The 12,616-nt window shown below is 35.0% G+C and carries 11 protein-coding genes; 5 read left to right on the top strand and 6 right to left on the bottom strand.

The genetic code is table 11. From position 1 onward, the window contains the following. Positions 1–363: 363 nt before the first annotated feature. From AC3Y25_RS21780 to AC3Y25_RS21755, 6 genes are all read right to left on the bottom strand, one after another. Positions 364–1,020 carry a 3-oxoacid CoA-transferase subunit B gene (locus AC3Y25_RS21780; protein WP_489904204.1) on the bottom strand — a complete coding sequence of 219 codons (657 nt, stop codon included), beginning with the start codon at positions 1,018–1,020 and terminating at the stop codon, positions 364–366. A 99-nt stretch (positions 1,021–1,119) separates the two neighbouring features. Beyond that, entirely contained in the window at positions 1,120–2,001 is an 882-nt protein-coding gene (gene bla / locus AC3Y25_RS21775; RefSeq protein ID WP_489904203.1) for a class A beta-lactamase, subclass A2, read from the bottom strand. Between the two features lie 90 nt (positions 2,002–2,091). Then, a complete protein-coding gene (locus AC3Y25_RS21770; protein ID WP_489904202.1) occupies positions 2,092–2,793 on the bottom strand; it encodes a CoA transferase subunit A in 702 nt (233 codons plus the stop codon). 165 nt (positions 2,794–2,958) lie between these two features. Continuing rightward, positions 2,959–5,265, bottom strand: coding sequence for a penicillin-binding protein 1A (locus tag AC3Y25_RS21765; protein ID WP_489904201.1), 2,307 nt, complete (start codon positions 5,263–5,265; stop codon positions 2,959–2,961). A gap of 10 nt (positions 5,266–5,275) precedes the next feature. Then, positions 5,276–5,755: a gliding motility lipoprotein GldH gene (locus AC3Y25_RS21760; RefSeq protein WP_095930250.1), complete on the bottom strand. Its 480-nt coding sequence runs from the start codon at positions 5,753–5,755 to the stop codon at positions 5,276–5,278. Further along, positions 5,739–7,145, bottom strand: coding sequence for a PSP1 domain-containing protein (locus AC3Y25_RS21755; RefSeq protein WP_489904200.1), 1,407 nt, complete (start codon positions 7,143–7,145; stop codon positions 5,739–5,741). The genes AC3Y25_RS21760 and AC3Y25_RS21755 overlap by 17 nt, the downstream gene beginning before the upstream one ends. Positions 7,146–7,576: 431 nt before the next feature. On the opposite strand from AC3Y25_RS21755, the gene AC3Y25_RS21750 reads away from it, so the two are divergent. From AC3Y25_RS21750 to AC3Y25_RS21730, 5 genes are read left to right on the top strand one after another with little or no spacing between them, the layout of a single operon-like run. Continuing rightward, positions 7,577–8,758: an ankyrin repeat domain-containing protein gene (locus AC3Y25_RS21750; RefSeq protein ID WP_489904199.1), complete on the top strand. Its 1,182-nt coding sequence runs from the start codon at positions 7,577–7,579 to the stop codon at positions 8,756–8,758. Between the two features lie 24 nt (positions 8,759–8,782). Continuing rightward, positions 8,783–10,129, top strand: coding sequence for an ankyrin repeat domain-containing protein (locus tag AC3Y25_RS21745; RefSeq protein WP_489904198.1), 1,347 nt, complete (start codon positions 8,783–8,785; stop codon positions 10,127–10,129). Positions 10,130–10,148: 19 nt separating this feature from the next. Then, a complete protein-coding gene (locus AC3Y25_RS21740; RefSeq protein ID WP_489904197.1) occupies positions 10,149–10,691 on the top strand; it encodes a hypothetical protein in 543 nt (180 codons plus the stop codon). 43 nt (positions 10,692–10,734) lie between these two features. After that, positions 10,735–11,799: an ankyrin repeat domain-containing protein gene (locus AC3Y25_RS21735; protein WP_489904196.1), complete on the top strand. Its 1,065-nt coding sequence runs from the start codon at positions 10,735–10,737 to the stop codon at positions 11,797–11,799. Positions 11,800–11,859: 60 nt separating this feature from the next. After that, entirely contained in the window at positions 11,860–12,612 is a 753-nt protein-coding gene (locus AC3Y25_RS21730) for a hypothetical protein (RefSeq protein ID WP_489904195.1), read from the top strand. Positions 12,613–12,616 lie beyond the last annotated feature (4 nt).

The raw sequence follows: 12,616 nt of genomic DNA, 5'->3' as shown, positions 1-12,616 counted from the left end.
TAATCGATAAAAAGCAACATTTTTTACATTAATTCCATTTTTATTTAACAAACCATAACAATCTCGTAAGAAAATGCCTTAAAAAATAATTATTTGATTGATTAATAACCACTTATATTTAAAAATAAGTTTTGAATCTGATATAATTTATTAATATCAATAGCTGTAAATCCTTTAATTAATTCCTACAAAAAAGGCCAGCTCTTTTAAAAGCTGGCCTTGATCGGTTTTTTAGAAAAAAGTATGATTGCCGCAAAGGCACCAAGTCACAAAGTTTTTTAAGACAAAACCGCCTTTTGGGCGGTTTTTTTATCTTTCTCCTTAAAATTACTTCGAGTCTTTGTGCCTTCGTGGCAATTTCTCTTAGATCGACATCTCAGGAATTTCTCCTTCAATAATCAAATCGGCTTCGGTTGAGGCGATGATGTGCTCGACTGAGATGCCTGGCGCTCGTTCTAAGAGCTTAAAACCTTTTTCGGTTACTTCTAGAACTGCAAGCTCTGTTACAACCTTTTTAACGCATCCTACGCCGGTCAATGGCAAAGTACATCTTTTTAAGATTTTTGACTCTCCTGCTTTGTTTACGTGCATCATGGCAACGATGATATTTTCGGCGGAAGCCACCAAATCCATTGCGCCCCCCATTCCTTTTACCATTTTATCTGGAATTTTCCAGTTTGCGATGTCTCCGTTTTCAGAAACTTCCATCGCTCCTAGAATTGTCAAATCTACTTTTTGGCTACGAATCATTCCAAAACTAAAAGCAGAATCAAAGAAACTTGCTCCTGGAAGTGTCGTGATAGTTTGTTTTCCTGCATTGATCACATCTGCATCTTCTTCTCCTTCAAAAGGAAAAGGCCCCATTCCGAGAACTCCATTTTCACTTTGGAATTCAACCGCTATATCCTCTCGAACATAATTTGCGACCAAAGTCGGAATCCCAATTCCAAGATTTACAAAATAACGGTCTTTTACTTCTTTTGCAATTCGTTTTGCTATATCTTCTTTACTAAGTGCCATAGTTTTAATGTGTCTTTTTAATGCGTCAATTAGTCAATTTGATAATAAGATAATTCTATACGCAATCTAAATTAATTATCTAATTGACTCATTTTCTAATTATCTAATAAAATAATTCCAGACTGTTTTTGTGATATCTGCAATTATTTTTTCTGTGTCTTCTTTCTTCTCTGTAATATCTTTTAAATAAACAGAAACAATAAGATGTTTTCCATTTGGAAGTTTTACAATTCCAATGTCATTCATAGCTACTCTCAAATTAGCATCATTCGTTCCAGAGATTCCAGTTCGATGTGCTAATTCTGTTCCTTCAGGAAGTCCCGCTTTCATCCAAGTAAGACCTCTTGAAGTTTCTACCATTATCTGATACAAATACTTTGTCGTTTCTTGTTTTAGAACTTCACCTTTAAAAAACTTCTCAAGCAATTCTGTAGTTGCTAACGGAGTGGTAGTATTGATATACAGATTTTTCCAAGTCTTCATTTGATCTTCGTTCACTTTAATAACGAAATCCTTAATTCCCTGTTCGTTTATGAACTTCTGAATGTACTTTGTACCTCCAACTAATTTGATCAAAATGTCGCATCCGTTATTATCACTGTGCGAAACCGTATATCGAAGTATTTTATCCAAAGTCAAGTTTACATTTCCTTCTGGATAATCTTCTTTCATCGGGCTCCACGTATCTTCCTTTAAATCTTTCTTTTTTACGAAGATTTCCTGCGTAAGATTGAGCTTGCCTTCATCAACTTTATGCAAAACTGCCAAAGCAATATGAAATTTAAACACGCTCATCATTGGCATTTTTAAATTTCCATTAATGCTTAGAGTGTCCTTATCTTCAATACTTTTAATGGAAACTCCAACTGTCGCATTTTTACTTGAAATGATTTGCTGCAATTGATTTCTAAGTTCATTCGTACCTTGTGAAAAAACCTGAAACGATAAGAACGAAAAGAGAGCTATACTAAATCTTGTCATATTTTTAATGTGTCAATTAGTCAATTTGATAATTAGATAATTCTATACGCAATCTAAATTAATTATCTAGTTGCCTCATTTTCTAATTATCTAATTTCTAGCTCTTACTGTGCGTTGTTCAATTCGCTTCTCAAATTTTTCTCCTTGAAAGATACGCTGTACCATAATTCCAGGAATATGAATTTGATTGGGGTCTAATGTACCAACAGGAACCAACTCTTCTACTTCTGCAATTGTGATCTTTCCTGCACCCGCCATACAAGCGTTGAAATTTCTAGCTGTTCCTTTGAAAATCAAATTTCCGGCTTCATCACCTTTCCAAGCTTTTACAATAGAAAAATCGGCTTTGAAAGCTTCTTCCATAATGTGCATTTTTCCATTAAACTCGCGTGCTTCTTTTCCTTCAGCAACTTCAGTTCCGTAACCTGCTGGTGTAAAGAAAGCAGGAATTCCAGCCTGAGCCGCACGACAACGTTCTGCCAAAGTTCCTTGAGGCGTCAATTCAACTTCCAATTCTCCCGAAAGCATCTGACGTTCAAATTCGGCGTTTTCTCCCACATAAGAAGAAATCATTTTTTTGATCTGCTTTTTCTGCAACAACAATCCCAAACCAAAATCGTCTACACCAGCATTGTTGGAAATACAGGTTAAATCTGAAATGGATGTATTTACCAAAGCTGCAATTGTATTTTCAGGAATACCACATAATCCGAAACCACCAAACATAATGGTCATACCGCTATCAATTCCTTCAATAGCTTCCTGAACGCTATTTACTTTTTTTGTTATCATAACAAACTATCTTTATTGCTGAATATTTTTGATAAAAATAAGATTTTTAGGTGAAATTATAACGATTTCGTAAAAATAAAAAGAAAAGAAAAATCCCTTTACAAATCTTTTAGAAGAGTGGTAAAGGGATTGATATATAATCAGATAAGGATTATTGCAACAATGTTACAATTCAAATTCATCCGTATTTTGTTCAGTCTGTGTGGTATCTTTAACTATAACCGGCCTAGCATAACAGTCTACTTTTATAGAAAGGTTTGCTGGACGTTCAAATTCACCTTTAGAAACCTGAAGGGTTTTATCAGCATAACACTTTTTCATGTAATACCCCCAAACAGGCAAAGCTGCAGTTGCTCCTTGTCCGTAAGTCAAACTTTTGAAACGTGCTGAACGATCTTCACATCCAACCCAAACTCCAGTTACCAAGTTCGGAACCATTCCCATAAACCAACCATCAGATTGGTTTTGCGTTGTACCTGTTTTACCTGCAATTGGATTTGTAAACATGTATGGATATCCTGTCCAACGATTATCACCGCTTCCACCGCCCTGCGTACGTAAACGTACACCAGAACCACTTTCTGTTACCCCTTGAAGTAATTTGATTACTGCGAAAGCGATATCTTTATTTAAAACGTCGTGAGACTCTGGAATCGGTTCGTAGATAACCTCTCCACTTTTGTTTTCAATTCTGCTTAAAAACTGTGGTTTTACATAAACTCCTTGATTTGCAAAAGTACTATACGCCGCAACCATATCTTCAACTGTAATATCTACCGCTCCTAATGCGATTGAAGGCTGAACTGGAATTTCTGTTTTTACCCCTAATTTTTTAGTCAATTCTACAACTGCTTCTGGACTTGTTCTGTCAATTAATTTAGCCGAAACTGTATTGATAGAAGCTGCTAAAGCTTGTTTTAAAGTTACCATTCCGCGGTATCTGTAATCTGAGTTTCTTGGTTCCCAGTCTTCTGTTACATGGTGACGTCCTTTATGAATCATGAAAGGTCCATCAAGAATAGAATCACATGGCGACATATTTAATTCTTCGATTGCTGTTGCATAAACAAAAGGCTTGAAAGTAGAACCTACCTGTCTTGCTCCCTGCCCTACGTGATCATATTGGAAATATTTATAATTGATTCCTCCAACCCAAGCTTTAATTGCTCCTGTTTGAGGCTCCATAGACATTAAACCAGATTGTAAAAAGTGTTTGTAATAACGAATAGAATCCAGTGGTGTCATAGTGGTATCTCTTTCACCTTTCCAAGTAAAGACACGCATTTTAGTTTTCACTTTGAATGACGCAATGATATCTTCCTCGCTTTTATCCATATCTTTCATCTGAGCCCAACGAACAGAATTTTTCATTGCCTGCATCATGATTCTGTCTGTCTCAGCTTGTGTAATATTTACGAAAGGAGCATTTTTATTGTTTTTTTGATCAATAAAAAACTGCTGTTGAAGGTTTTGCATATGCGCAGCAACAGCTTCTTCAGCATAAGTTTGCATTCTCGAATCTATCGTAGTATAGATCTTAAGACCGTCTTTGTAAATATCGTAATCAGATCCATCCGGTTTTTTGTTTTCAGCAACCCATTTTTTCATGTAATCACGAAGATATTCTCTAAAATAAGTAGCGATACCTTCACGGTGGCTTTCCAATTTAAATTTCAGCGTAATTGGAAGTGCTTGAAGTCTTTCTTTTTCAGCTTCCGAAATCATTTTTGCTTTTGCCATTTGCGACAAAACCACATTACGACGGTTTTTTACGCCCTGCGGATTTCTTACCGGATTGTACAAACCTGAATTTTTGAACATTCCGACCAAAATAGCAGATTCGTCAACTGTCAAGTCTTTTGGTTCTTTGGAGAAATAAGTCTGAGCGGCAGAACTTACACCAACAGAATAATTTCCGAAATCATAAACATTGCAATACATTGCTAAGATTTCGTTCTTTGTATATTGTCTTTCCAAACGAATGGCAATAATCCATTCTTTTATTTTTTGTACAATTCTAAAAGGTAAAAATTTCGATCCTTCACCATGAAATAACTGTTTTGCAAGCTGTTGTGTCAATGTACTCGCACCACCATTTGTTCCTAAACTAAAAACAGCTCTTAAAGTTCCACGTCCATCAATTCCTGAGTGGTCATAAAAACGTGCATCTTCAGTTGCGACAAGTGCTTCAACTAAATTTTTAGGCAAATCAGAATATTTAAGTTGCGATCTATTGGTCTTGAAATATTTACCAAGTACCACTCCATCAGAAGAGATAATTTCGGTAGCAAGGTTTGAATCTGGATTTTCTAAATCTTCAAATGAAGGCATAGATCCAAATAAACCCCAAGAAGCAAATAAGAAGAAGGCTAAAACTCCTAGTAAAGAGTAGGCAAAAACCCGCCAAAATTTCTTTTTATAATAATTAATATCCTTAACGCTTTTGGATTGATTGTTTTTTTTAGCAGCCATAACTATTTATCTAATCTTTTTGTTCTATTCTAAAACCAACGTCTGTAATTCCTTGCAAAGCTTCAACACCTGGAATTTTACCCGATTGTCTAACCGCTTGCTTGATGTGAACTTTGTATTTTCCTGTAAACTTCACATCTTCTTTGTAATAAAGCTTACTTTCTTTTATGTCAGAAAATCCATTTCCTAACAATGTTCCATCTGGCTCTGCCATTTGGTATTCTAATGTATCCACTTTTGTAAAACCGCTTGGTGTTTCAAGAGCAACAATTAAAAATAAATTATTAAACGGATAATTGTTATTGTCTCGTATGTTTACAAAGAGGTTGAACTTTTTCGTAGAATCTAAAACTGGCAGATCAAAGCTCACAATACTGTCTTTGTGCCAAGCACTTCCAACAGATTTATACTGATCAAATACTCTTTTTTTATCACAAGAAAAAAGAAGTATGGCTACCAAAAGAAGAATTCCGCTATTTTTTATTCTCATTTTTAGTATTCGTTATTGGTTTTCTAGGTTCAGCAGCAGGTTTGTTTTCATTAGAATTTTGCTTATTCGGATTGTTCTTATTCGAATTATGCTTTTTCTTATGATTTTGCTTGTTTGGATTGTTTTGATTATTTGGCTTATTTCCATTGCCATTGTTTGCATTACCATTGTTCGGATTACTATTTCCTGCTGGTTTAGCGTGGTTTACATTTTTCTCCTGCTGTGGTTTTGCTGGAGTTGCAACGATAGCCGCCTCTGCATTTTGCTTGCGCTTGCGATTTGGTTTTTTCTTTCTCTTTGGCTGGTCAAAACGAGTTAAACTTTCTTGACCCATTGCATTATTAAAGTCTTTTTCTGGCTCTGCAACTACTTCAACAGCAAAATCTTCTAAAGAAGAAACTTTATTTTTCTGTTTATTTTCTGCAATGATTTCTTTTACCTGATCAATTTTTAAAACATGCCAATTTGCGAAGTTGTTTGTATAAGCAAACCACATTAATCCTTTAAAAATATCTTGTTTTTGGCAAACAGCATCTCCTTTTTCTGTGATTAGTTTAGTATCGTAATCCGGAAAATCTTTTAATGCATCCATGTAAGTGTCTAACTCATAGTTCAGACAGCATTTTAATTTACCACATTGCCCCGCTAATTTCTGCGGATTCAACGATAATTGCTGATAACGAGCTGCTGATGTATTTACACTTCTGAAATCGGTTAACCAAGTCGAACAGCAAAGTTCGCGTCCGCAAGATCCAACTCCTCCTAAACGAGCCGCTTCCTGACGGAAACCAACTTGTTTCATCTCCACTCTAGTGCTGAACTCTTTAGCAAAATCTTTAATCAGCATTCTAAAATCGACACGATCGTTTGCTGTGTAGTAAAATGTTGCTTTTGATCCGTCGCCTTGAAATTCAATATCCGAAATTTTCATTTCCAGTTTGTGCTGAATCGCCAATTCACGTGCACGAACCTTCATTGGTTCCTCACGATCACGCGCTACAGACCAAATATCGATGTCTTTTTGAGATGCTTTTCTGTAAATTTTTGGAACCTCATTACTTTCGTAATTCACTCCTTTTTTCTTCATTTGAATCTTTACCAATTCTCCTGTAAGAGTCACAATTCCAATATCATGTCCTGGCGAAGCAACAGTTGCTACAATATCGCCAATACTTAAAGTTAATTTCTCTGAATTTCTAAAAAATTCCTTGCGTCCGTTTTTAAAACGAACCTCAACACAATCAAAAATCGCCTCTCCATTAGACGGACTCATGTTCGAAAGCCAGTCAAAAACCGTCAATTTATTGCAGCTATCGGTGCCGCAAGTCCCATTATTTTTACAACCTTTTGGTGCGCCACCGTCTGAGGTTGAACAACTTGTACATGCCATAATTATATATGTAGTGCTGCCAGAATGCAGCTTAAGTTCATAAACGTTTGATCGGTAAAGATAGTATTTTTTTTATTTGGCTATTTATAGATTAGTTCTAAAGGGTTGTTAAATAAAAAATGACCCTATTTTTTAAAATAATAGTTTTAAAATTCTCTGCTAAAAATATTTTATTTCTTCTCTAAATAAAAATCTTACTCTGTTTGTTTTATGATTTATTAAGCTCGTTTTCACTTTTTTCAAAAAATCAGACAAAAAAAAACCAAAAATCTCTATTTGGTCTATTTCTTAACATAAAAAGCCGTTTTTAATTTTTATCCTGAAATATATTTCTCATTTTTATGTTTTATCTTACAGCAATGTTTGTGAAGCCACTAATTACAAGCCAAAATTGCGAATAAAACTTATAATCATTTTTAAATATATTTCGAATGCAAACACAAAACCAGATTGAAAATTTCCTTTTCCAGGGAAAATTTGACGAGGCCAGAGAATGCCTAAATAACGGAGAAAACTTTAACGATCAGTATCTTAAAAACAATTTCTCTCAAATAGTTGCCAAAATTATCGAAGCCAAAGAAATTGATTTCATCGAACGGCTAATAAAAGCCAACTTTATTGAAACCGATATTTACGAATTGGACAGTTTTGACAAATCGATATTCAACCCGCTTTCTCGAAATATAAAAAATGACGAAGAATCGCTTTCTTTCTTCAAAGAGATTATGTCAAAAGTCGACAATATTAATGACGAAATCAACGATCAGACTTTAGTGGGATATTTTATAGAAAAAGAAGCGGTTCCAGAAGTCATTAAAAGCTTAATAGAAGATTTTGGATGCAATGCGCAATACCAAAACAACGCTCAGGAAAATCTAATTCACAAAATCGTGAACAATTATTCTTTAAATGCTGAAAAAGGCAAAGAATATATTAAAATACTTCTCGAAAACGGGGTCGACATCAACGAGAAAAATGTAGTGGGTACAACACCGCTGATGTACGCTGTAAAAAGAAATAAAAAAGAGTACATTCCGACCTTATCAGAAAACGGAGCAGATCCTAACGAAAAAGACAATCAGGAAAACAGTTCTTTTTATTACGCTGTTGGCGAGCAGTTTTCTATTCCGATGTACGAACTTTTAGCCGAATCCTCTTCAGCAGATTTCAGCAACATCAATAAAGACGGAAGAACTTTATTGACTGAATTTATCCGAATGATGTCTGATTCGGAGAATGATCTCAATTCTTTACAAAGACTATTGTCAGATGGTGCCGACTTAAATCACTGTGCCCAATATTACGGAAATCCGAAATCAGGCATCGATTATATTGCTGAGAAAAAATCGGGTATTTTAAAATCGGCATTAGATAGCGGGGCAATTGATGTTAACGAACAAGACAATCAAGGCAATACCATTTTGCACAAAGTCTGCGCCTATAATGTGAATTATGATGCCGAAGCGGCGAAAGAAATTTACAGGAAAGTAAAATTGCTTCTTGAAAATGGTGCAGATAAAGAGATTACAAACGATAAAGACGAAACGGCTCTTGCGCTTGCTTCTGCAGACAATTTGAAAGTTAAAACAGTTGAGCTTTTAATGAAAGCCTAAATTTAAAATCACAATTCTATGTCAATGTCATTTATAATTGCCTGTGAAAACGGCAACCGAAAAATAGCTGAATTACTGCTTCAAAATAAAGAAGTAGAGGTAAAATATACCGACGAAAAAGGAAGAACGGCCTTACATTATGCCGCACACAGAGGATATCTGGATATTGTAAAACTATTAGTTGAAGATGGAGCGGATATCGATTATGAAGATCATGCAGGAGAAACGCCTTTGTTCTTTGCTTGTCTGCAAAAGCAAAAACAGACCGCTTTGTTTTTACTGGAGAATGGCGCCAAAATCGAAATCAACGATAAAAACGGTAACAGCCTGTTACACTTGACTGTACAGACGGCTCAAGTAGAAATTGCAACAAAGTTGCTTGAATCAGGAATTGATGTTAATTTACAGAATAACAATGGAGAAACTCCGTTGTTGTTGGCTTCTGCAAAACTAAACCGTGAAATAATCCAATTGCTTTTAGATAAAGGTGCCGACATTAATGCGACCGATAAACAAGGTAATACGCCGTTACTTTACGCATGTTATACAAAGTCATTGCCAATGGTAACGTTACTCTTGGACAACGGCGCGGGTATCAATCATACGAATCATTCTGGGGAAAATGCGCTTTTAATTGCATGCTACGAAACTAATAGAATGTTAGCTAAATTATTGATTGAAAGAGGTTCAGATGTATTCACTTCAAGTAATAATGGATACTCTCCTATTTGGTACGCTTGCGCAAATAATCAAAAGGAGATTGTGGCATTGTTTTTAGAAAATGGCGTCGATGTGAATTACAGCAAACCAGTTGCCAATGATACTTCTTCAATGAATGATTATTTGGATTGGATTGTCAGTGCAACCAATATTTCTAACGAATCTAGTTTCACCTTTAATAATTCTTATACTTACGGAGGAGAAAGTCTTTTGCACGTTGCAACTAAAAAAGGCAATCTGAGTATGGTAAAACTGCTCATCGAAGCTGGCGCAAATATTAATATTCAAGACGAATCTGGAAATACGCCCCTTCACTACAGCGCTGCAAACGGAAAGAAAGATGTTGTAAAATATCTATTGGACAATAAAGCTGATGCTTCAATCGTCAACGTAAAAGAGCAAAAAGCAATTGACTATTCGAATGTAAAAGGTTTCAATGAAATTACAGAATTGATTTTGAAATATGCTCCTTCTGGAACTACCGTAAATCCAATAAACACTGTACCGCAGACCGAAGCTCAAAAAGCAGACACTTCAAATTCGATGGAAGCCAAGAAGAAAGCATTACTAGACTTAAAAGAGCTTTTAGATGCTGGCATTTTAACTTCGGAAGAATTTGATATTGAGAAAAGTAAAATTTTAAAAGGATAAATAATAAATAAACTCACAAATGAAAAAAATCTTAAATGCCACGACTCTATTTTTAGTATTAATTGCCTCGAGCATAGTTTCTACATCTTGTACCAACCTTTCGCCAGAAAAAACCTTTGAAATTGCTGCTTTAAATTCGAATTTATTGTCTCGTTTTGGAAGCAAAGAAATCAATGAAAAACTGCAATCGGAAGCACAAGTTTATGATGAGAGTCAAAAAAAGATGGTTCCTTCTTCTTACTACGATGCTTTTAAATATGATATTACCAATCTAGAGACACGTTTTCAAACTATTAAAGATATTGCTGAAGACGATGATAACAAAGAACTTCTTCAGGCTTCAAAAGATTTATTTTCTTATGCAATCGCCAAACAAAAAGAAGGCTATTTGCCGATTGCTAAACTAAAAGACGAAAAAGCTTCACCAGAGCAAATACAAAAAGCAATCTCAGATTTTGACGCCTCAACCCAAAGTGAAATCGATGCAAAATTTGCAAAACTGATGAATGCAGCAAAAGCTTATGTTGAAAAGCATAATATTAATGCTAAAATTGGGGTCTGAAATCAAATCTCTTGACAAATGATTTTAAAAAGGAACAAAAAGAATGGCAAAGAAAAAGAAAACGCTTCCGAAAAATTTTAGCGAATTAATTGAGAAGAAAGACATTGAAGCTTTAAAAGCTGTATTTGACACCTGCGAATTGGACGCAAGAGGCGGTTACGGAAAAACAACCGCGTTAAGCTTTTGGGGTATTCCCGATGAGCTTATAGTCTGGCTAGTAGAAAATGGCGCAGATTTGGAAGCAGTTGATACTTATAACCGTACTGCATTGCATCAAAACGCGATGATACGAACTGGTAAGGTTTCAACTTTATTAGCACTCGGTGCCAATATACATGCAAGAGATAATTATGAAGATACGCCTTTGCATTTTGCAAGTGGAAGTGGCTTTAATGTTGATGCTGTCCAAAAACTGATAGCATCTGGAGCAGATACTAATGCATTGAATACCTACAAACAAACTCCTTTGGAGCGTGCTTTGGTTAGGGCAAATAACATTGATCTTAAAAATTTGGCCGAAATATCAAAAATACTTTTAAAATCAGATGTCGAAATAACTCAAACCATGAAAGATGCTGTTGTTCGAAGAGGAGAAGATTTTGAGTTTCATAGGGAAAATTTCAACAAAGATTATTTGGAAGAGACAGACCATGCATTAAAGCAACTTTATGAAATGTATAATGTTCCGCCTGTAAAAAGACGCATTCTACACGACGGTGTGTCTCCTATTTCTGTAACTGGTACAACCTGGGAAAAGCAATTCGAAGAACTATGGGAACTTTTAATACCGTCAAAGGGCAGTTCAAAAACCATACAAGGCGAAGTCGTGCGCATTTCAGGAAAAGTACGCGATGAAATATATAGAAATGGCGGTGGAAATTGGAATATCGATTTTAAAAAAATGTTAGATGCCTTTTTTATCCATTTGTCCTCAAATCATTCACTGTCTGATCACGAATTGGCAAAAGCAGATTTAATTATAAAAGATGTTCGCAAAAATGGAGACGCAGAAATCGATGAGCTTAATTTTTTATGCGAACTTGCTACTAAATGGGTTCTTGCCAATACGACACCCATTTTGCTAAGCGAACCCAATTACAAAAGATAAGATTATAAAACATTTTGAACGATACAAGAGTGTTTTTCTTATGAAATCTAAAAAACTATTATGATTAGAAACTTACTTATTACAGTCCTTATTTTACTATTCACTGGACTTTCAAGTTGTAACAAAAGCAAAGAAAAAACCGAATCTTCTCAAGTTACAGAAATTCCAACTATTCCAGAAGTTTTTGAAACAGATACAGCTTCAATCGAAATAAAGAAAAAACCTGAAGATTTTATTCCGAAAGGATATGTCCCTTTTGATACCATTAAGGGAGATTTTAATAAAGACGGACTGGAAGATTATATTCTAATCATTAAAGGAACTGATAAAAGTAAAGTCATTCAGCACGAATATCGTGGAGAGCTAGACCGAAACCGCAGAGGAATTATTGCTCTATTAAACAAAAATAATGGCTACGTACTGGCTGCTAAAAACTATGACTGCTTTTCTTCTGAAAATGAAGAAGGAGGTGTTTATTATGCTCCCGAACTTGACTTTGAAATAAAAGACGGAAAATTATACATAAACTATGCTCATGGAAGATATGGTTATTGGCAGTATACTTTTAGATATCAAAATTCAGATTTTGAACTAATTGGTTATGATGCCAGCAGTAATCGAGGACCTATTGTGCTTACACAAACCAGCATCAATTTCCTTACTCGAAAAAAGATTGTAAATCACAACATCAATGAAAACACCTATGATGATGATGAAATTTTTGAAAAAAGCGAAAGTAAAATTAAAAGAACAAAACTTCTTAAATTATCTGAAATTAAAGATTTTGATGAACTTCATCTTTTTGATGAATAATTTC

This window comes from Flavobacterium sp. LK-23, assembly GCF_058135255.1.
This window is presented reverse-complemented; position numbering and strand designations above follow the sequence as displayed.